Raw genomic sequence first — 19,627 nt, 5'->3', positions numbered from 1 at the left:
CCTTGCTCATGCCGCGCAGGCCTCAAACCCGGCCTTCAGGGCGGCCTCGTCCAGATCGCGGCCGATGAAGACGGCGCGGGACCAGCGGCGCTCGCTGGCACCCCATTCGCGCTGAAGATCGCCCTCCAGAATCATGTGGACGGCCTGGAAGACAAGACGACGGTCCTCGCCCTGGACATCGATGATGCCCTTGGCGCGCAGGATGTTCTGACCCTGCGTGCCCAGCAGCTGGTCCAGCCAGGCGGTGAACTTCGCTCCGTCCAGCGGGCGGTCCAGCGACAGGGAGATGCCCTTGATGTCGTCCTGGTGGGCGTGGCCCCTGGCTCCGGACGTCTGGGCGCCAGAAGCATGGGTGTGCCCGTGCCCGTGATCGTGGGCGTGGTCATGCCCGTGGTGCTCGTGGTCGTGATGTCCATGATCGTGGTCATGGCCGCAGTGCTCGTCGTGGACGTGGCCGTCCTCGCCGTGCGCCGGATTGGCGAACTGCGGATTGATGTCGAGGATGCGCTCCAGATCGAACCCGCCCAGACCCAGCACCTGATCCAGCGGCACATTGGCCCTTTCGGCGCGGGTGATGGGGGCCAGCGGATTGAGCGCGCGCAGGCGACGCTCGACCTCGGCCAGCTCGGCCGGCGTGGCCAGATCCACCTTGTTCAGGATGATGCGGTCGGCGAAGGCGACCTGTTCGCGCGCCTCCTTCGAATCGTCCAGCCGGGCCATGACGTGTTTGGCGTCGACCAGGGCGGTGACGCTGTCCAGCTGGGTCTTCGCCTTGACGTCCTCGTCGACGAAGAAGGTCTGGGCCACCGGGCCGGGGTCGGCCAGGCCGGTGGTCTCGACGATGATGGCGTCGAACGCCGGCTTGCCGGGGCGCTGGCGCTTCATCAGGCCGGCGACGACGCGGATCAGGTCGCCGCGCACGGTGCAGCAGACGCAGCCGTTGTTCATCTCGAACACATCCTCGTCGGCACCGACGACCAGGTCGTTGTCGATGCCGATCTCGCCGAACTCGTTGACGATGACGGCGTAACGCTTGCCGTGGTCCTCGGTCAGGATGCGGTTCAGCAGGGTGGTCTTGCCCGCGCCGAGATAGCCGGTGAGGACGGTGACGGGGATCGTGTTGAGCGTGGTGTCGGTCATGGGCCGCTAGATGGAGGCTGGGCGGCCGGATGGGAAGGGGTCAGCAGTCGGGGCAGTCGGGAAGAGCGCCGGTCTCCAGTTGCAGGGTCGTGTGGCCGATGGAGAATCGGGAGCGGGCCAGGGCCTGCGCTTCGCACAACAGGGCTTCGGCATCCGTACGATCGTGGACCAGATGGGCGGTCAGGGCCGTCTCGGTCGTGGACAGGCCCCAGACGTGCAGGTCGTGCACGGCGGTGACGCCCGGCAGGGCCAGAAACCCGGCGCGGATGGCGGCGACATCCACGCCGCGCGGGGCTGCGTCCAGGGCCAGATTGACGCTGTCCTTGAGCAGGCCCCAGGTCCCCAGCAAAATCAGGACGACGATGACGATGCTGACCAGGGGGGTCCAGGATGGCCCAGTTGGTGACCAGCATGACCGCCCCGACCAGAACGACGCCCAGAGAGACGGCTGCGTCGGCCATCATGTGCAGATAGGCCCCGCGTACGTTCAGATCCTTGTGCTGGTCCTTCATGAACAGCAGGGCCGTGCCGAGGTTGATGAAGAAGCCGATGCCCGCCACCACCATGACGGTGGTCGAGCCGACAGGGGCCGGATCGTTCAGGCGACGCACGGCCTCGAAGGCGATGGCCCCGCAGGCGAAGATGAGCAGCAGGGCGTTGAACAGGGCGGCCAGCACGGTGGCCTTGCCGAAGCCATAGGTGCGGTGGCTGGCCGATGCGCGACGGGCCAGCCAGGCGGCACCGCCGGCCATGGCCAGGCCCAGGACGTCCGACAGGTTATGGCCCGCGTCGGCCATCAGGGCGGTGGACTGGCTGATCACCCCGGCCCCGAACTCCACCGCCACGAACGCCAGATTGACCAGCAGGCCGACGGCATAGCGCCAGTCGCCGGTGTTCACAGGGCCGTGGTGATGTCCGCCGATGCCATGGGAATGGCCGTGACCATGATCGTGGCCGTGAGAATGCCCGTGCCCGTGCCCGTGCCCGTGCCCGTGCGCGTCGTCATGCCCGTGGTCATGATCGTGATCGAGCGGATGAGCGTGGTCGTGGGCCATCACGCCTCTCTAGACCTAGTGATGATGGCTCGCCACCAGGATGCCGATCAGGATCAGCGACAGGCCCAGAGCTGCGCCTTCATAACGGGCCCAGCGTTCCAGTCGCAGGACGGAATAACCTGCACGAGCGAGGGCTGTGAACGCTGCCATCCCCGCCACCGTGCCGATGGCGAAGACCACCGTCAGCGCCGCCAGAATCGCGAATCCCTGAGTGGCCTGCGACAGATAGAACGGTAGCAGCACCTCGCCGGGCGATATGGCCAGGGTCGCGACCAAACCGATGAAGGCGGCGCGGTGCGATACCGAGGGCTCGGCCATGTCCATCGGGGGGCCTCCCGCCAGAACGGGACCTCTCACTACGGCGCGCACAACGTAGAAGGTGCCGAAGGCGAACAGAAGGCCAGCTGAGATCCAGGGCAGCACGCCGGCGATCCAGCGGTCCAGCGCCAGACCTGCCATCACGATCAGACTGCCGACGACGGCAGTGGTGACGATATGGGCCAGGCCGGCGGTGACGACGGCGCTCATGACCTGCGCAAGGCTCCAGCGCTGGGCGCGGCCGACCAGCACGAACGGCAGCCAGTGCGTCGGCAGGGCCGCATGCAGGAAGGCGGTTGCCAGCCCGGCCCCAAGGACGGACAGCAGGATCGGTTGCTGGAGATCGGTCGGCGTCATCGCGACCTTCCTACCGTGTTACTTTATAACAGTCGAGAGGGTGCGGCAGAATTTGTGGGTGCAGGTGCACGGTGTCGGTAATCACTGACTTTCCCGGCGTTCGGCGTTGACTCGAAGGGCGCGTTCCGTATATGTCGCCGCTCTTCGCCCGAGGGGTCTCCTTCGGGCGCTATCTTTTTTGCGTTTACGCTGAGGCTCCAACATGTACGCGGTGATCAAGACCGGCGGAAAACAGTACCGGGTTCAACCGGGCGACGTCATCGTTGTCGAGAAGCTCGATGGCGAGGCTGGCGCTTCGGTATCGCTGGGCGACGTCCTGATGCTGGGTGGCGACAAGGGTATCACCCTGGGCGCGCCGCTGATCGCGGGTGCCGCAGTCGCCGCGACCCTGGTCGAAACCCGCAAGGGTGAGAAGATCAAGATCTTCAAGAAGACCCGTCGTCAGGGCTATCGCCGTACCAACGGCCATCGTCAGATGGAATCGGTCCTGCGCATCACCGGCATCGACGGTGCCGGCGAGAACGCCAAATGGGACGGCGAGACCTCGCTGATGACCAAGGCCGAGATGAACCTGCGTGCTCGCGGCCTGGCCCCGCGTACGGAAGAGACCGAAGTCGAGGCCAAGCCTGCCAAGAAGGCCGCTGCCCCCAAGGCCGAGGCCGCCGCGACCGAAGACAAGCCTGCTGCCAAGAAGGCCCCGGCCAAGAAAGCCGCCGCCCCCAAGGCCAAGGCCGCCGAAACCGACGAAGCGTAAGAACAGTTTCGCGCACACGCTGACCTCGCGGTCGCTGGCGCACTAGAGAAAGACGGAGCAGACCTATGGCTCACAAGAAATCCGGTGGTTCGTCGCGTAACGGTCGCGACTCCGAGTCGAAACGCCTTGGCGTGAAGAAGTTCGGCGGCGAGCGCGTGCTGGCCGGCAACATCATTGTGCGTCAGCGCGGCACCCAGTTCCACCCTGGTGACAACGTCGGCCTGGGCCGCGACCACACCCTGTTCGCCACCGCCCACGGTGCTGTGAAATTCACCAAGAAAGCCAACGGCCGTTGTTACGTGTCGATTCTCCCGGCCAACGACGACCAACAGGCGATGGCCGCCGAGTAACGCGAGACTGGATCACACCGGATCGCGTTGCTCACCACAGCAGCCGATCCGGACCAGGGAAGTTTTCCGCGGGGAGTCTGGATCACCAGGCTCCCCGTTTGCGTTCCCCGCCTCGAGCCGCCCGAGCCCTCCAAAGGGGGCGGCATGATCGAAGGCGACGCCGATGTGCGTGATCGAAACCACCCCCGTTCTGGAGACGCGGCGGCTGACGCTGCGTAGTCCGAACCCGCAGGACGTCGGCCGTCTGGCCTCCCTGGCCAATGACCCGGACATCGCGCGGATGACCCTGCGCATGCCGCATCCCTATTCCAGCGCCGATGCCGAGGATTTCATCCTTGCTGTGGCCGGCCAGGACCCCCGGCGGGCCGCAACCTTCCTGATCGAGCACGAGGATCATGGCCCCGTTGGCGTCATCGGCCTGTTCGAGGATCAGGATCCGGCCCCCGAGGTCGGCTACTGGATCGGACGTTCGTACTGGGGCCGCGGCTATGCGACCGAGGCGCTGGACGGTGCTCTGGTGTGGGCCTCAAAGCACTGGAAGCGGCGCGCCCTTATGGCCGGACATTTCGCTGACAATGCCGCCTCCGGGCGAGTGCTGGAGAAGGCTGGGTTTCTATACACCGGCGAGGTCCGCAAAGGCTTCAGCCTGGCCCGCGGCGCGGTCACCGACACGCGCAGGATGGTCTGGCTGGCCTGAGGCTATGGTCCTCAGGCCAGCCTGCTGTCACGCCTGAGGACGCAAATCGGGCGGCGTTGCTTCTTCGGTCAACATCCGGATGGCCTCCTCGACGCTGACCACGGTCTGGGCCTGCGAGCCCAGGCGGCGGATGGCGACCTGGCCCTGTTCGGCCTCCTGACGGCCGACGACGGCGATGACCGGCACCTTGCCGACCGAGTGTTCGCGCACCTTGTAGCCGACCTTCTCGTTGCGTAGATCGGTCTCGACACGCAGGCCCGCAGCGCGGAATTTCGCCGCCACCTCTTCGGCATAGCCGTCGGCGTCGGAGGTGATGGTCGCCACCACGGCCTGCACGGGCGAAAGCCACAGCGGGAAGGCCCCGGCGTAGTTCTCGATCATGATGCCGATGAAGCGCTCGAACGACCCCAGGATTGCCCGGTGCAGCATGACCGGACGGTGCTTCTGGCCGTCTTCGGCGATGTAGGTGGCGTTCAGCCGCTCCGGCAGGACATAGTCCAGCTGGATGGTGCCGCAGGTCCATTCGCGGCCGATGGCGTCCTTGACGATGAAGTCCAGCTTGGGTGCATAGAAGGCGCCGTCGCCCTCGGTCACGACCGGCTCGGTCCCGGCGGCGCGGGCAGCCTCGGCCATCAGGGCCTCGGCCTTGTCCCAGAACTCGTCCGTGCCGGCGCGGTTCTCGGGCCGGGTGCCCAGGCTGATGTAGGCGGTTTCCATGCCCAGGTCGGCGTGGACGCTGCGGGCCAGCTTGATGAACTCGGCCGTCTCCTCGACGATCTGGTCCTCGCGGCAGAAGATGTGGGCGTCGTCCTGGGTGAAGCCGCGCACGCGCATCAGGCCGTGCAGCGAGCCCGATGGCTCATAGCGGTGGCAGGCGCCGAACTCGGCCATGCGCAGCGGCAGTTCGCGGTACGACCGCTGGCCCTGGTCGAAGATCTGCACGTGGCCCGGGCAGTTCATCGGCTTGAGGCTGAGTTCCTCGCCCTCGACCGTCTCGCAGACGAACATATTGGGCCGGTACTTGTCCCAGTGGCCGCTCTGTTCCCAGAATTTGCGGTCCAGCACCTGGGGCGTCTTGACCTCGACATAGCCGGCGGCGTCCAGGCGGCGGCGCATATAAGCCTCCAGCACCCGCCACAGGACCCAGCCCTTGGGGTGCCAGAAGACCATGCCCCGGCCCTCTTCCTGCATGTGGAAGAGCTCCATCGCCTTGCCGACCTTGCGGTGGTCGCGCTTTTCGGCCTCTTCCAGCCGCTGCAGATAGGCGTCCAGATCCTCCTTGGTCGCCCAGGCCGTGCCGTAGATGCGCTGCAACTGCTCGCGGTTGCTGTCACCCCGCCAATAGGCCCCGGCCAGCTTGGTCAGCTTGAACGCCTTGCCGACATGGCGGGTGGAGGGGAAGTGCGGCCCCCGGCACAGGTCGATCCAGTCGCCTTGGCGATAAAGGGTGATGGTCTCGGTGCCCGGCAGGTCGCGGATCAGCTCGGCCTTAAACTTTTCGCCCCGCGCTTCGAAGAACAGGATGGCCTCGTCGCGGTCCCAGACCTCACGCTCGAACTTGGCGTCGCGGTCCACGATCTTCGCCATCTCCTTTTCGATGGCGGCGAAGTCGTCGGTCGAGAAGGGCGTCTCGCGGAAGAAGTCGTAGTAGAAACCGTCGTCGATGGCCGGACCGATCGTGACCTGGGTGCCGGGGAACAGCTTCTGGACCGCCTCGGCCAGGACGTGAGCCGTGTCATGGCGGATGGTGTAGAGCGCCGCCGGGTCGTCGCGCATGATCAGGCGGAACGACCCGCCCGTTTCCAGCACCCGGTCCATGTCGCGCTGCTCGCCGTTCAGCTCGGCCAGCACGGCCTTCTTGGCCAGCGAAGGCGAGATGGACATGGCCACGTCGCGGGCGGTCGATCCGGCCGGATATTCGCGGGCGGCACCGTCGGGGAATTTCAGTTCGATCATCGCATCAGTCTTTTATGGGCGGCACCGGGTCATAGCCCGATGATCCGAAGGGGTGGCATTTGCAAAGGCGTCTGACCGTCAGCCATCCCCCCTTGACCGGTCCGTGCTGGATCAGCGCGTCGCGGCCATAGTCGGAACAGGTCGGCATGAACCGGCACTGTTGCCCGATCAGGGGAGACAGCGTCAGCTTGTAGCCCCGATGGGCCGCGCGGACGCCGCGTTCGTAGAGGGTTTCGCCGAGAGCCATGTTGCGCCGCTTATCCCGCGTCGCGGCGGGCGGGGCAACCGGGCGTGAGGCCAGACGTGACCGGCGTCGGACCCTCAGGCCGCGCGGCGAGGCTAGTTCGGGTCGAGACTCTCTGGGCTGCCTGGCGGGCGGCCTCCAGCGTCGCCTCGACGGCGACCAGTGTCGAGGCGTGGCGAGCGGGATAGTCTGCGACCTGTTGCAGGGCGCGCAGGCCCTCGAACCGGCCCGCAGGACCCTCACCGCCGGACTTCAGCATGGCGACCATGGCGTCGCGGGAGGTCTCGATCTCGTCGATACTGGCTCCAATGACGCTCTCTCCCAGCACGCCCGCCGCCGCCTGGCCCAGGGCGCAGGCCTTGATGTCCTGGGCGAAGGCGACGACGCGATCAGTGTCGTCCAGAATGACATCGACGATGGCGCGCGAGCCACAGAGCTTGGCGACCTTCTCGCCGGTGCCGAAACGCACATCAGGGGATGGCTCAGGCAGCCGTCCGCTGTGCGGGAGGTTCGCCGCCAGCGTCAGTATCCGCGTGCTGTAGAGCGCGTCGATCATGGCTGGGATATAGGCGTTCGTGGAGGGAGCGGGAACCCTGCCGAGGGGCTACCGACGTATTCGCCCCCCCGCTCAAGGACTTCGCGCGCGATATTTGAGCCGTCTTCGACGTTCGGCGCGACTGAGACCGGGTTCGTCGGGGTCGGGTAAAGCGGACGGTGCGGTCGTGGATTTTTTTGAGTGCACTGTGTGCACTTCGCGCGTCAGAAACGGGTTTTCGGCTTGAATTCGGCCCAGGGCGGCAACGGCCTGAGCCTCGCCGTCGCGAGCATTTCGAGAGGGCGGGCGTCGTCGGTCGGCGCTGTCAGGGTCGCGGGCGCGGCCTTCGGTCCGCTCGGTCTCCAGAAGCATGGCGTGGATTCGCAGCCAGCGCACGGCCTCTATCGAGCGCCCGGTGTCGAGTGCCTGGGACACGCGTCGCCACGCCTTGTCCAGCATGTTTTCGCGCGGGGTGTCGGGATGGAGGGGGCCGGTCATGGCCGCAGGGTGACATGCACCTGCGTCAGAAACGGTCGCAGGTCGTGCTGCTCTTTATGAGGACGGTGGTCGTGCAGCGACCGGGTGGGTTCGAAAGGGCCGGAGCTCTCTGATACGCACCCCACCCTGTCGTCGCTTTGCGCCGACATCCCTCCCCACGAAGGGTAGGGAGAATACTTAGCCGCCCTGAAGCGAACCCCAGGTGCGCGAGGCATCGGTGGTCGCGCCGCCTGAGCGGGCACGCAGCCAGGCCAGGTTGCGGTCGGCGGCCTCTGGCGGCAGGTCGCGGCGCAGCATCTGCTCCGCCTCGGCCATGTTGCCGTTCAGCCCAAGGACCAGGGCCAGGTTCAGCCGAACCTTCAGCGAGGCGGTGGGCTGGGCGACCGCGCGGCGCAGCAGGGGCTCGGCCGACAGGGTGTCGCCCCGGGTCATGGAGGCCACGGCCATATTGGTCAGGACATCCGGGTTGTCCGGCGACAGGGCAAGGGCCTGGGCCCAGGCGGCGCGGGCGTCGTCGGGGCGGCGCACCTGCTCATAGGCCGTGCCCAACAGGGACCAAGACCGCCAGTCATTGGGGCGTGTGTCGCGCGCCCTTTCCAGATCGGCGATGCCATAGAAGGCCTGGCCCCGGGCGATGTGGGCGCGGCCGGATTCCAGCATGGCGTCAACATTGGCCGGCTGGACCAGCAGCACCTGCTGGGCCATTTCGGCGGCCTGGTCGAAGCGACCGAGGTCGCGCAAGGCCTGGGCCGCCTTGACCCCGGCTTCGGGATCCATCGGATTGATCTCGGCCTGGTCGGACCAGAAGACCTGACGGCTCAAGGCATCGGAACGGTCATAGGCCGCACGTTCCTGGGCCGTCGCAGGCTGACGGCTCGCTGCGTACGCGGGCGTCTGAGCACCCGCCTGCTGGGCCCAGACAGGTCCGGACAGCGCGATCAGGAAGGCTGCGATGGGCGCGGCGGTTGCGATGCGGGCGAGGTTGGGCGACATGGAGGACGCTCCGTTGAAGGTCGAGCCTCCAGACTCGGCGGTTCGCGTCAACTCTTGGTTAAGATCGGTCCTCCGGGCCGGAAAGGCCGCTGAATGTCCCTGCTGCATACCGATGCCCTGACCCATGAGACGCAAGGGTCGCTGCCGGTGCGTCTGGTCGGTCGTGGCGAGACGCTGTCGGGCCCCGAAGCGGCGTGGGCCAAGGCGCACGACTTCACCGGCAAGGCGGGGCAACTGCTGATGCTGCCGGCCACAGATGGAGCCCTGGCCGGGGCGCTGTTCGGAACGGGTGACCGCTTCGATCCGGCGTCCCTACGGGGGCTGGCGGCGCGGCTGCCGGCCGGGCTGTGGCGTCTGGACGGAGTTGCGGACGATCAGGCGGCACGGGCGGCTCAGTCGTTCGCCCTGGGGACCTATCGGTTTGATCGCTACAAGGCCCGGGCCGCATCGGGGGCCCGGCTGTCGGTCCCTGCATCCGTCGATGTCGAGGCGTTGTCGCGCATTGCCTCGGCCTGTGCCCTGGCGCGTGAGATGATCGACACCCCGGCCGCCGACATGGGGCCGCTTCAGATCGAGACCATCGCGCGGGAAATCGCGGAAGCCCACGGGGCCACGTTCACGGCCACGATCGGCGACGACTTGCTGGAAGAGAACTACCCGGCGGTCCATGCCGTGGGCCGGGCCGCGACGACCGAGCGGGCTCCGCGCGTGATCGAGATCGGCTGGAATCTCGATCGAACCGACCTGCCGCTGGTCGCTCTGGTCGGCAAGGGCGTCGTGTTCGACACGGGCGGGCTGGACATCAAGTCCGCCGCCGGCATGCGCAATATGAAGAAGGACATGGGCGGATCGGCGCATGCCCTGGCGCTGGGTCGACTGGTCATGCAGGCGGGCCTGGCCGTGCGACTGGTGGTGCTGGTCGCCGCCGTCGAGAACGCCGTTAGCGCCGATGCCTTCCGTCCCGGTGACATTCTGAACAGCCGCAAGGGCCTGACCATAGAGATCGGCAATACGGACGCGGAGGGGCGGCTGGTTCTGGCCGACATTCTGACCCGCGCCTCGGAGCATTCACCGGATCTGACGCTGGATTTCGCCACCCTGACCGGCGCGGCCCGGATTGCCCTTGGGCCGGAACTGCCCCCGCTCTATACAGACGACGAGGCCCTGGCAGCGGATGTGCTGGCTGCGGCCCGTGCTGTCGGCGACCCGATGTGGCGGATGCCGCTGTGGCCCGGCTATATCGCGGCGCTCGACACCGAGATCGCCGACGTCAAGAACGACAGTTCGGCCTGGGCCCAGGCGGGCTCGGTCACCGCCGCCCTGTTCCTGCAGAAGTTCGCACCCACCACCGGAGCGTGGGCGCATATGGACATCTTCGCCTGGAACCCCCGCACCCGCCCCGGCTGGCCCGAAGGTGGAGAGGCGCAGGCGATGCGGGCGTGTTTCGAGATGCTGTCGCGGCGGTACCCCGGATAAACGCAATCGCCGCATTCCGGCCTTGATCCGTTAACGGCCTTTTCGCCTTCATGCTTCAGGATAGCTGTTCAACGGACGGACCCCAGTTTGACCGCAACCGCGACCAGCCTTGATCCCAGAACCACGCTTGCCCGGCCCGATCTGGCTGAACAGGCGCTGGAAGGTGTCGTGCGTGCGAACGCCTTCAGGGCGACGCGGGCGATGCGCTGTGTCGTGCCGCTGGCCGATATCGCAGCCGGGCCGACGGGCGCGGAAGCCCCAGTTGATCAGATCATTTTCGGCGAAGCGTTCGACGTTCTGGATGTTCAGGGCGACCGCGCCTGGGGCAAGGCCCGGCGCGATGGTGTGGTCGGCTGGATCGACCGGACTGCGCTGGAGGAGGGGGTTCCGCTGGCCGAAGCCATCGTCACCTCCGTGTCTGCCGAACTGCCCCTGAACGCCTTCGTCAGCGAGGACAACAAGACCGGTGCGTCCGCTCCCATCGGGGTCTTCGCGGCGGACCCCGTGGACGTGGCCGAGCGGTTGGTCGGCGTGCCGCATGTTCTGGGCGGTCGCTCTTCGCAAGGCACGGACTGCTGCGGCCTGATCCAGCAGGCGCTCTATGCCTGCGGCCTGGCCGCCCCTCGCTATGCCGACCAGCAGGCCGAGCTGGGACATGCCGTGGACGCCTCGTCTGCTCACCGGGGTGATCTGGTGATCTGGCTCAAGGCCGATGAGACGCCCTGGCGCGGGCACTCGGCGTTTGTGCTGGACGACGGGCGTGTGCTGCATGCCACCGGCCACCATGGCGCAGTCGTCATCGAACCGCTGGTCGAGGCCGTGTCGCGCTATACCGCCGAGGGGTTTGCGGCTCCGATCTATCGCCGCCTGTAGGCCGCCGCACCAAAGCGTGAGGCCGCAACGCCTTGGCTTTGGCGTCCGTGGTCACTAGGTTCCGCTCCGTCAGCGGCGAGCATACGCCGCACCCCCAATCAGGAGACGGCCCATGACCGACGCAAAGCAGATCGATCTGGACAACCCCCTCGGCGTCGACGGCTTCGAGTTCGTAGAGTTTACCGGTCCGAACGGAGCCGAGATGGTCTCCAAGCTGGAACTGATGGGCTTCACCCAGACGCATGTGAACCCCAGGACCGACGTGGTTCGGCTGAAGCAGGGCGACATCAGTTTTCTGGTCCATCGTTCGGACAAGGTCGGTCAGGCCGCAGAGTTCGCGCGCGACCACGGCCCGTCCGCCAACGGCATGGCTTTCCGCACCGCCGATGCCAAGGCCGCCTATGAAGGCGCTTTGTCTCGCGGTGCCCGTGCGGCCGAAGGGGTCGCCGGCGGAGCTCTGGGCGACGACTATCCCTACATCCTGCAGGGCATCGGCGGCTCGCTTCTGTATGTCGTGGATCAGTATGGCGAGAAGGGCTCGCTGTATGATGGCTGGGACGAGATCGAGGGCTGGGAAGAGGCCGAGCGCAAGAACTCCTACGGCCTGGAAATCCTGGACCACCTGACCCACAACGTCCGGCGTGGCGAGATGCGGACCTGGTCCGGCTTCTACAACTCAGTCTTCAACTTCGAGGAACAGAAGTATTTCGACATCAAGGGCAAGGCGACCGGCCTGTTCAGCCAGGCCATGATCGCGCCGGACCGCGCCATCCGCATCCCCCTGAACGAAAGCCAGGACGACAACTCCCAGATCGAGGAATATCTGCGTCGCTACAACGGTGAGGGCATCCAGCATATCGCCCTGACGACAGAGGACATCTTCGCGACGGTGGAGGCCATGAAGGCCAATGGTGTTGCGTTCCAGGACACCATCGAGACCTATTTCGAGCTGATCGACAAACGCCTGCCCAACCACGGGCATGACGTGGAGCGTATGCGCAAGAACCGCATCCTGATCGACGGCTCGGACGAGGAGGGCCTGCTCCTGCAGATCTTTACCCAAGACACCTTTGGCCCGATCTTCTTCGAGATCATCCAGCGCAAGGGCAACGAGGGCTTTGGAAACGGCAACTTCCAGGCCCTGTTCGATTCCATCGAGCTGGACCAGATCCGTCGTGGTGTGATCAAGGTCGATGCCTGAATGAAGGGGCCGCCACCGGGCTGGCTGCCCTGGCTGGGTCCGCCCCTGGCGGGGATCGGCGCGGGGCTGACTGGCGCCTGGATCGAGGGGGGGTTCTGGCCAGCACTGGCCGGAGCTCTCGTCCTCGGCTTCGTCCCTATGGGCGTCTATCGCCTCTGGAAATGGGCCTATGAGCGAAACAGCTAAGGTGCCCGTTCAGATTGTATAAAAACAACTCCGGATAGTCTCTCTGGCGCGGTCTGTGCAAGGCTGCGGCTGCAAGGGCCGGTCAGGCCCAGAATGAGACGGAGCTGCGTCGTGTCGATCCGGGCGGTCACAGAGGCCGACTATCCCGCCATCCAGACCCTTCACAAGGGCGTGGGCTGGCCGACGCGGTCCCTGGCGGGGTGGCGGTGGCTGCATGCCAATCCCGCAAGATCGGAAATCGACGCCGTCGCGGGCTGGGTCGTCGACGGTCCCGACGGCCTGCCTGCTGCCCACGTGGGCAATCTAATCCATCGCTTTCGGGTGGGTGATCGACAGCTTCATGCGGCGACGGGCTTTTCGATCATTGCCTCGCCGAAGGTGCGCGGGGTGGCGCATCGTATCATCCGCACCTTCCTGGCTCAGCCCCGGGTATTCGCCACCTATACCTTCAATGCCAACCCCAAGTCTCAGCCCCTGTACGGCCGGCTGGGTATGCGGCCCTGGCCCGAACAGACCCATGCGCTGAAGCTGAGCTGGCGGATAGAGCTTCCGGCCCTGGCGATAGGTCGCGGACTGCGCCAACTTCATCGCGTCGCGCCGGACATGGTGGTCCGCATGGGCGAGCAGTTGATGAACGACCGCCTGGGGCGGGTGCCACGTCTGCGCCTGCCGCCCGGCGTATCGATCCTGAGCCGGATCGGCGAGGGGTCACCTTACGACCGGTTCCAGCAGGCCCTGGGCCGTGAGGGGCGTCTTCTCGCTGACCGCAGCCCGGCCATGATGAAATGGCGGCTGGCCGATCCGGACATGACCACGCCTCCCCTGCTGCTGGCCTTCAGGCGCGGCGATGTGATCACGGGCTATGCGATGGCCCAGATGGCCAAGTCGAACATCATCGAAGTGCCGGTGCTGGAGATCATCGACCTGGAGGCCCTGGCCTGGGACGACGAGGCTATTCCCGCCCTGATGAAGGCTCTGACCGATGCGGCGCGTCCGCTGGGTGCCGCCAAGGTGCGGATGCAGGTGGTCAGTCCGCAGATGCTGACGCGGCTGGGCAACTGGGCTCAAAGCGCCGCGCGTGAGGGCGGCTGGGGCCACTGTCACATCCGCTTCGCCGAGGATGCCCCGTCGCCCGAGCTGTGGTCGCCCACGCCGTTCGATTCCGACTATGCGATCTGCCTGCGGCCCCTGCCGTTGGATGCCAGGGTCGCCGGACGCATCCGATCCTGGGTGCCAGTGTCGTCCAGCCCCTCTCGCGCCTGACGTTCTAGTTCAGCGGGCGCGATTTCAGGGCGTCGCGGATTTCGGTCAGCAGGGCCTCGCTGGTGGTCGGTGCCGCCGGTTCGGCCGGCGTTTCCGCCTGTTTGCGGCGCAGCTTGTTGATCGCCTTGACCACCAGGAAGATCACGAAGGCCACGATCAGGAACTGGATCAGGGTGTTGATGAAGGCCCCGTACTGGATGGCGACCTTCTCGATCTCCTCGGTCGCGGGGTTTTCGGCGACCAGCACCCATTCCAGATTGCTGAAGTCGACCTTGCCCAGCAAAAGGCCGATCGGCGGCATCACCACCTGTTCGACCAGGCTGGTGACGATCTTGCCGAAGGACGCGCCGATGATGACGCCGACCGCCAGATCGACGACGTTGCCGCGTGCGATGAATTCCTTGAACTCGGTGCCGATGCCCATGGGGTCGTCCTTTGATGTCAGAAGGTCAGGCGTCGCCTGAGGCGTTCAGCCGCTCGCGCAGCTCCTTGCCACTCTTGAAGAAGGGGACCGCCTTGGCGGGCACGTCCACGGCCTCACCCGTGCGGGGGTTGCGGCCGGCACGTGCGGGACGGCTGCGCACCGAAAAGGCCCCGAAGCCGCGCAGTTCGACGCGGCCCGCCGATCCCAGGGAATCGACCATCCGGCCCAGGACGACATTGACCACCCGCTCGACCTCGGCATGCGTGAGATGGGTATTCTCCGCGGCGAGTTTCTCGATCAGCTCGGATTTGATCACGGCAAGGCCCCCGCCTCAGTCAGTGGATCGGACCGCTTGAACGGGCCAAGTCGATCATTAGTCACAACAATACGCCCGAAGGGAAGGGGTGGACATGAAAAAGGCGGCGGGATCGCTCCCGCCGCCTCGTTCTTTTTTGGCCTAATGCTCAAGCCGCGGGCTTTCGCTGCTTGAGGCCGACTTTGGCCTATCGCCCGGACCATGAGGCCTCGCGATCAGGCCGGTCGGCGACTACTCCTTGGAGCCGGCCTTCTCGCGCAGGGCGGCACCCAGGATGTCGCCCAGCGAAGCGCCCGAGTCGGAGGAGCCGAACTGTTCGATGGCCGCAGCTTCGTCCTTCATTTCCAGGGCCTTGATCGACACCGAGACGCGGCGCGAGGCCTTGTCGATGCCGGTGACCATGGCGTCCACACGATCGCCGACCGAGAAGCGCTCGGTGCGCTGCTCGTTGCGGTCGCGGGACAGGTCGGACTTGCGGATAAAGGAGGACACCGGGGCGTCATCCTCGCCGAACTTGACTTCCAGGCCGCCGGTTTCCACCGCCGTCACGGTGACGGTGACCTGCTGGCCCTTCTTGTAGACATCGCCCTCGCCGACGGGATCGCCGCCCAGCTGCTTGATGCCCAACGAGACGCGTTCTTTCTCGACGTCAACGTCCAGGACCTTGGCCTTGACGGTTTCGCCCTTGCGGTAGCGCTGGATGGCTTCTTCGCCCGAGACGTTCCAGTCCAGGTCGGACAGGTGCACCATTCCGTCGATGTCGTTGTCCAGGCCGATGAACAGGCCGAACTCGGTGGCGTTCTTGACCTCGCCCTCGACGGTCGAGCCGATCGGGTTGGCGGCCACGAAGGCATCCCACGGATTGTCCTGAGCCTGCTTCAGGCCCAGCGAGATGCGGCGCTTGGAGGCGTCGACATCCAGAACCACGACGTCGACTTCCTGCGAGGTCGAGACGATCTTACCCGGGTGGACGTTCTTCTTGGTCCAGGACATTTCCGAGACGTGCACCAGGCCCTCGACACCGGCTTCCAGCTCCACGAAGGCGCCGTAGTCGGTGATGTTGGTGATGCGGCCGCTCATCTTGGCACCGACCGGATATTTGGCTTCCACGCCGTCCCACGGGTCGGTCTGCAGTTGCTTCATGCCCAGGCTGATGCGCTGGGTGTCCGGGTTGATCTTGACGACCTGAACCTTGACGGTGTCGCCGACGGCGAGAACCTGCGACGGGTGCGAGACGCGCTTCCACGACATGTCGGTAACGTGCAGCAGGCCGTCGATGCCGCCCAGATCCACGAACGCACCGTAGTCGGTGATGTTCTTGACCACGCCTTCGCGGACTTCACCCTCTTGCAGCTGGCCGACCAGCTCCGTGCGCTGTTCGGCGCGGGCTTCTTCCAGGATCGCACGACGCGAGACGACGATATTGCCGCGCGGACGGTCCATCTTCAGGATGGCGAAAGGCTGTTCCTTGCCCATCAGCGGACCGACGTCCCGCACCGGGCGGATGTCGACCTGCGAACCGGGCAGGAAGGCGGAAGCGCCGCCCAGGTCGACGGTGAAGCCGCCCTTGACGCGACCGATGATGGCGCCGTTGACCGGCACGCCTTCGGCAAACACGACTTCCAGACGGGTCCAGGCTTCTTCGCGGCGAGCCTTGTCGCGGCTGATGACGGCTTCACCCAGGGCGTTCTCGACGCGCTCGAGGTAGACTTCGACATTGTCGCCGAGCTTCGGAATGACGGCGCCTTCGCCGATGCCGAACTCGCGGGCCGGGATGCGGCCTTCGGTCTTCAGACCGACGTCGATGATCAGGATGTCTTTCTCGATGCCGACGACGCGGCCGTGAACGACCTGGCCTTCGCCGAGGTCGCGGCCCTGAAGGGTTTCGTCAAGCAGGGCGGAGAAGTCGTCGCGGGTAGGGGTGAGCGTATCAGTCATGCAGTGATGCGGTTTCTAACGGTTGTGGCGCGTGACCGAATGGCCCCGCGCGAGGTGAAGGTTGAACAGGGGTCGATCATTGCGACACGGGGCCAGATGACCCGATCGCCCGCGGAAGCCGAGGTTGGGAGCGCTGGATTTGCCGAGAGGCCCCTAGAGACCCGACCGGACACGCGCCGCCTCGACGATACGGCGGGCCGCATCGAAGGCCGCCTCTATATCCATTTCGGTCGTGTCCAGCAAGACCGCGTCCTCGGCCTGGACCATGGGGGCCGCGCCGCGACCGGCGTCCCGCTCGTCGCGTCTCAGAATATCGGCCAGCATGTCCTCATAGGCGATGGCGTCGCCGCGCGCCGTCAGCTGTTTCCAGCGCCGCGTGGCGCGCACCTCGGGCGTGGCGGTGACATAAAGTTTGGCCGGGGCATGGGGGGCAATGACCGTGCCGATGTCGCGTCCGTCCAGCACTGCGCCGCCCGCCTGGGCCGCAAACTCGCGCTGGAGTTCCAGCAGGGCCGCTCGCACGCCGGGGTAGCCGGCGATGCGGCTGGCGGCCTCTCCGGCCTTGCCTGTGGTCAACTGCGCGTCGTCCGACAGGTGGGCAGCATCCAGTGTCCGGGCCACGGCCTCGGCCGCCCCGGCATCGTCCAGCGAAGCGCCGCTGGCCATGACGCCCATGCCGACGGCGCGGTACAATAGGCCGGTATCCAGAAACGGCAGGCCGTAGTGTGCCGCCAACCGTGCGGCGATGGTGCCCTTGCCCGAGGCAGCGGGGCCGTCGACGGCGATGATCAGGCTCATGCGCGGGCCTTCAACAGGGCACGTGCCGCCAGGGCGCTGACGGCCAGGCAGATCAGGACGATCACGATGTGAACGACCAGCAGGCTCCAGAACGCACCCGGCTGATCGGCCAGCAGCACATCCGGGCCGCGCTGGACCGTCAATCGCCCGTTGAAGATGTCACGCAGCCCCGCCCAGGCCACGACGCCGGCCGCCGCCAGGAACAGAACAGCGTCCAGGGCCAGTCGGCCCTTCGACTTGGGGCGGGTGTGGACGGGCGGATCGATCCTGTTGGGTTTCCACATCACGCGACCTCCATGTTTGCGCCCAGGCCCTGCATCATCTCGACGAAGCCGGGGAAGCTGGTGGCGATCATGCCGGGTTCGTCGACGGTGACGGCGGCTTGAGCGGCCAGGCCGAGCACCAGATGGCTCATGGCGATGCGGTGGTCGCCGTGGGTGGTCACGGTCGCACCGCCCCGGACCGGTCCGCCGGTGACGATGAAGCCCTCGGGCTCTTCCTGCACCTTCACGCCGCAGGCCGTCAGACCCGCCGCCATCAGGGCAATGCGGTCGCTTTCCTTGACACGCATCTCGCCAATGCCGCGCATGACGGTGGCCCCCTCCGCAAAGGCGGCGGTGGCGGCCAGGATGGGGTATTCGTCGATCATGGAGGCGGCTCGGCTCTCCGGTACCGCGATACCTTTGAGGCGCGAATGGCGGGCGGTGATGTCACCCACCTCCTCGCCGCCACTGCTGCGGCGATTGGTGATGGTCAGGTCAGCCCCCATTTCGATCCAGGTCTCGAACAGGCCGGTGCGCAAGGGGTTCAGCATGACGCCCTCGACCGTCACCTCGGCACCCGGCACGACCAGTCCCGCTGCCAGAGGAAACGCCGCCGACGACGGATCGCCGGGCACGGAAACGGCGGTGCCGGTCAGCCTCTGGCCACCTTTCAGTGAGACGCGCCAGCCGCCGCCGATCGGCCCGACGTCCACCTCGGCCCCGAAGGCCCGAAGCATGCGCTCGCTGTGATCGCGGCTCTTTTCCGGTTCTGTCACGGTGGTCGTGCCCGACGCATTCAGTCCGGCCAGCAGGATGGCGGACTTGATCTGAGCCGAGGCGACGGTCTGCTCATAGTCGATGGCGTTCAATGACCCGCCCGACAGGGTGACGGGCAACCGGTCTTCCTCGGCCTGCCAGTCCAGATACGCACCCATCTCGGCCAGCGGCCCTGTGACCCGCTTCATTGGCCGTTTCCGCAAGCTCGCATCGCCGTCGAAGGTCACCGTGATCGGATAGCCCGCCGCCGCCCCCATCAGCAGCCGCACACCCGTCCCGGCATTGCCGCAGTCGATGATCTGATCCGGTGTCACGAAGCCGCCTCGGCCTTCGACCCGCCAACGACCCGCTCCCAATCGTGTGACCGTCGCGCCGAAAGCCTCGACCGCGCGGGCGGTGGCCAGGATGTCTTCGCCTTCAAGCAGGCCTTCGATCTCGGTCGTACCGGTCGCCATCGCCCCCAGGATCAGCGACCGGTGCGAAATGGACTTGTCGCCCGGAGCCCGCACGGACCCGTTCAGGGAAGGGCCGGGACGGACGGTCAGATGGAAGGTTGTCGTCACCCGGCGGTCTCCGTGACAGGCTTTGCGGCGCGGGCGCGCGGAGATGGCTTTTGACAGTGGGGCCAAGGGGTGGCAAGGGAGCCGCCCGATTTCCCACTCCCGCCAAAGGTCTATTCCCGTGGCCAATCCCGAACTGGGCCAAAAGCAGGTCTGCCCGAACTGCCAAGCCAAATTCTATGATCTGGGCCGTCGCCCGGCTCATTGCCCCAAATGCGCGACCGAATTCGATCCCGAGGAAGCGCTGAAACTGCGCAACCGTCGCGGTCGCCCGGCCGGCTATCCCGCCGACGACGAAGCCGAGGATCAGGTCAAGGACAAGAAGGTCGACGGTGACGAGGACGACGAGGAAGACGAAACCGTCGCAACACCCGAAATCGACCAGGAAGGCCACGAGCCGATCCTGACGCCCGACGATGACGACGACGAAACGCCGGTCGATCCCACCGAAGAGTCCGGCATGGGCGAAGCCAGCGACGACGACGATGTTCTGGCCGACGACGATGACGACGACGACTCCGTCCCCTTCATCGAGGACGAGGACGACGACAATTTCGAAGACGAGATCCGTCCGCCAAGCAAGGACGAAGACTGATTTTTCGGCGGCTGCCGGACGGTTTCGCGACCGTCCGGCGACCCTGAAAATAAATGCGGA

The 19,627-nt window shown here is 66.3% G+C and carries 22 protein-coding genes and 1 pseudogene; 9 read left to right on the top strand and 14 right to left on the bottom strand.

Going from position 1 to position 19,627, the window contains the following annotated elements; all coding sequences use genetic code 11:
- Positions 1–6: 6 nt before the first annotated feature.
- The 3 genes and pseudogenes from WC585_RS03685 to WC585_RS03675 form a co-directional block, all read right to left on the bottom strand.
- Positions 7–1,140: a GTP-binding protein gene (locus tag WC585_RS03685; RefSeq protein ID WP_373256207.1), complete on the bottom strand. Its 1,134-nt coding sequence runs from the start codon at positions 1,138–1,140 to the stop codon at positions 7–9.
- Positions 1,141–1,180: 40 nt separating this feature from the next.
- Positions 1,181–2,195: pseudogene (locus WC585_RS03680) on the bottom strand (cation diffusion facilitator family transporter).
- 15 nt (positions 2,196–2,210) lie between these two features.
- Positions 2,211–2,870 carry a hypothetical protein gene (locus tag WC585_RS03675; protein WP_373256206.1) on the bottom strand — a complete coding sequence of 220 codons (660 nt, stop codon included), beginning with the start codon at positions 2,868–2,870 and terminating at the stop codon, positions 2,211–2,213.
- Between the two features lie 202 nt (positions 2,871–3,072).
- On the opposite strand from WC585_RS03675, the gene rplU reads away from it, so the two are divergent.
- From rplU to WC585_RS03660, 3 genes are all read left to right on the top strand, one after another.
- A complete protein-coding gene (gene rplU / locus WC585_RS03670; protein WP_373256205.1) occupies positions 3,073–3,624 on the top strand; it encodes a 50S ribosomal protein L21 in 552 nt (183 codons plus the stop codon).
- A gap of 65 nt (positions 3,625–3,689) precedes the next feature.
- A complete protein-coding gene (gene rpmA, locus WC585_RS03665; RefSeq protein ID WP_373256204.1) occupies positions 3,690–3,974 on the top strand; it encodes a 50S ribosomal protein L27 in 285 nt (94 codons plus the stop codon).
- 163 nt (positions 3,975–4,137) lie between these two features.
- Positions 4,138–4,671, top strand: coding sequence for a GNAT family N-acetyltransferase (locus WC585_RS03660; RefSeq protein WP_373256203.1), 534 nt, complete (start codon positions 4,138–4,140; stop codon positions 4,669–4,671).
- A 27-nt stretch (positions 4,672–4,698) separates the two neighbouring features.
- On the opposite strand, the gene thrS is transcribed toward WC585_RS03660, so the two are convergent.
- The 5 genes from thrS to WC585_RS03635 form a co-directional block, all read right to left on the bottom strand.
- A complete protein-coding gene (gene thrS, locus WC585_RS03655) occupies positions 4,699–6,627 on the bottom strand; it encodes a threonine--tRNA ligase (RefSeq protein ID WP_373256202.1) in 1,929 nt (642 codons plus the stop codon).
- 4 nt (positions 6,628–6,631) lie between these two features.
- Positions 6,632–6,874 (bottom strand): membrane protein insertion efficiency factor YidD, encoded by a 243-nt coding sequence (yidD, locus tag WC585_RS03650; RefSeq protein WP_373256201.1) that lies wholly within the window; start codon positions 6,872–6,874, stop codon positions 6,632–6,634.
- A 10-nt stretch (positions 6,875–6,884) separates the two neighbouring features.
- Positions 6,885–7,427, bottom strand: a complete 543-nt coding sequence (locus WC585_RS03645) for an iron-sulfur cluster assembly scaffold protein (RefSeq protein WP_373256200.1) — start codon at positions 7,425–7,427, stop codon at positions 6,885–6,887.
- A gap of 72 nt (positions 7,428–7,499) precedes the next feature.
- On the bottom strand, positions 7,500–7,904 hold the full coding sequence (locus tag WC585_RS03640; RefSeq protein WP_373256199.1) for a hypothetical protein: 405 nt from the start codon (positions 7,902–7,904) through the stop codon (positions 7,500–7,502).
- 177 nt (positions 7,905–8,081) lie between these two features.
- Entirely contained in the window at positions 8,082–8,897 is an 816-nt protein-coding gene (locus WC585_RS03635; RefSeq protein ID WP_373256198.1) for a tetratricopeptide repeat protein, read from the bottom strand.
- A gap of 93 nt (positions 8,898–8,990) precedes the next feature.
- Here WC585_RS03635 and WC585_RS03630 point away from each other — a divergent pair, with 93 nt between their 5' ends.
- The 5 genes from WC585_RS03630 to WC585_RS03610 all read left to right on the top strand — a co-directional run bounded on the left by WC585_RS03630 (position 8,991) and on the right by WC585_RS03610 (position 13,896).
- Positions 8,991–10,373, top strand: coding sequence for a M17 family metallopeptidase (locus WC585_RS03630; RefSeq protein WP_373256197.1), 1,383 nt, complete (start codon positions 8,991–8,993; stop codon positions 10,371–10,373).
- Positions 10,374–10,460: 87 nt separating this feature from the next.
- A complete protein-coding gene (locus tag WC585_RS03625) occupies positions 10,461–11,246 on the top strand; it encodes a C40 family peptidase (protein ID WP_373256196.1) in 786 nt (261 codons plus the stop codon).
- Between the two features lie 112 nt (positions 11,247–11,358).
- Positions 11,359–12,447, top strand: a complete 1,089-nt coding sequence (hppD, locus tag WC585_RS03620; RefSeq protein ID WP_373256195.1) for a 4-hydroxyphenylpyruvate dioxygenase — start codon at positions 11,359–11,361, stop codon at positions 12,445–12,447.
- Positions 12,448–12,633, top strand: coding sequence for a hypothetical protein (locus tag WC585_RS03615; RefSeq protein ID WP_373256194.1), 186 nt, complete (start codon positions 12,448–12,450; stop codon positions 12,631–12,633).
- A 111-nt stretch (positions 12,634–12,744) separates the two neighbouring features.
- Positions 12,745–13,896: an N-acetyltransferase gene (locus WC585_RS03610; protein WP_373256193.1), complete on the top strand. Its 1,152-nt coding sequence runs from the start codon at positions 12,745–12,747 to the stop codon at positions 13,894–13,896.
- Between the two features lie 4 nt (positions 13,897–13,900).
- Here WC585_RS03610 and mscL read toward each other — a convergent pair whose 3' ends face one another.
- From mscL to aroA, 6 genes are all read right to left on the bottom strand, one after another.
- A complete protein-coding gene (gene mscL, locus WC585_RS03605) occupies positions 13,901–14,320 on the bottom strand; it encodes a large-conductance mechanosensitive channel protein MscL (protein WP_373256192.1) in 420 nt (139 codons plus the stop codon).
- Between the two features lie 25 nt (positions 14,321–14,345).
- The gene (locus tag WC585_RS03600) at positions 14,346–14,636 is read right to left on the bottom strand and encodes an integration host factor subunit beta (protein WP_292173720.1); all 291 of its coding nucleotides are present in this window, start codon (positions 14,634–14,636) and stop codon (positions 14,346–14,348) included.
- Between the two features lie 231 nt (positions 14,637–14,867).
- The gene (gene rpsA / locus WC585_RS03595; protein ID WP_373256191.1) at positions 14,868–16,574 is read right to left on the bottom strand and encodes a 30S ribosomal protein S1; all 1,707 of its coding nucleotides are present in this window, start codon (positions 16,572–16,574) and stop codon (positions 14,868–14,870) included.
- 153 nt (positions 16,575–16,727) lie between these two features.
- Entirely contained in the window at positions 16,728–17,372 is a 645-nt protein-coding gene (gene cmk, locus WC585_RS03590; RefSeq protein WP_373256190.1) for a (d)CMP kinase, read from the bottom strand.
- A complete protein-coding gene (locus tag WC585_RS03585) occupies positions 17,369–17,656 on the bottom strand; it encodes a hypothetical protein (RefSeq protein WP_373256189.1) in 288 nt (95 codons plus the stop codon). Before WC585_RS03585 ends, cmk begins: the two co-directional genes overlap by 4 nt.
- Positions 17,656–18,957 carry a 3-phosphoshikimate 1-carboxyvinyltransferase gene (gene aroA / locus WC585_RS03580; protein ID WP_373256784.1) on the bottom strand — a complete coding sequence of 434 codons (1,302 nt, stop codon included), beginning with the start codon at positions 18,955–18,957 and terminating at the stop codon, positions 17,656–17,658. The genes WC585_RS03585 and aroA overlap by 1 nt, the downstream gene beginning before the upstream one ends.
- 136 nt (positions 18,958–19,093) lie before the next feature.
- On the opposite strand from aroA, the gene WC585_RS03575 reads away from it, so the two are divergent.
- Positions 19,094–19,567 carry a TIGR02300 family protein gene (locus WC585_RS03575; protein ID WP_373256188.1) on the top strand — a complete coding sequence of 158 codons (474 nt, stop codon included), beginning with the start codon at positions 19,094–19,096 and terminating at the stop codon, positions 19,565–19,567.
- Positions 19,568–19,627: the final 60 nt, after the last annotated feature.

The sequence above is a fragment of the Brevundimonas sp. genome (genome assembly GCF_041648055.1).
Taxonomy (GTDB): Bacteria; Pseudomonadota; Alphaproteobacteria; order Caulobacterales; family Caulobacteraceae; genus Brevundimonas.
Note: the sequence above shows the minus strand (reverse complement) of the source record. Positions and strands in the feature narration are given on the sequence as shown.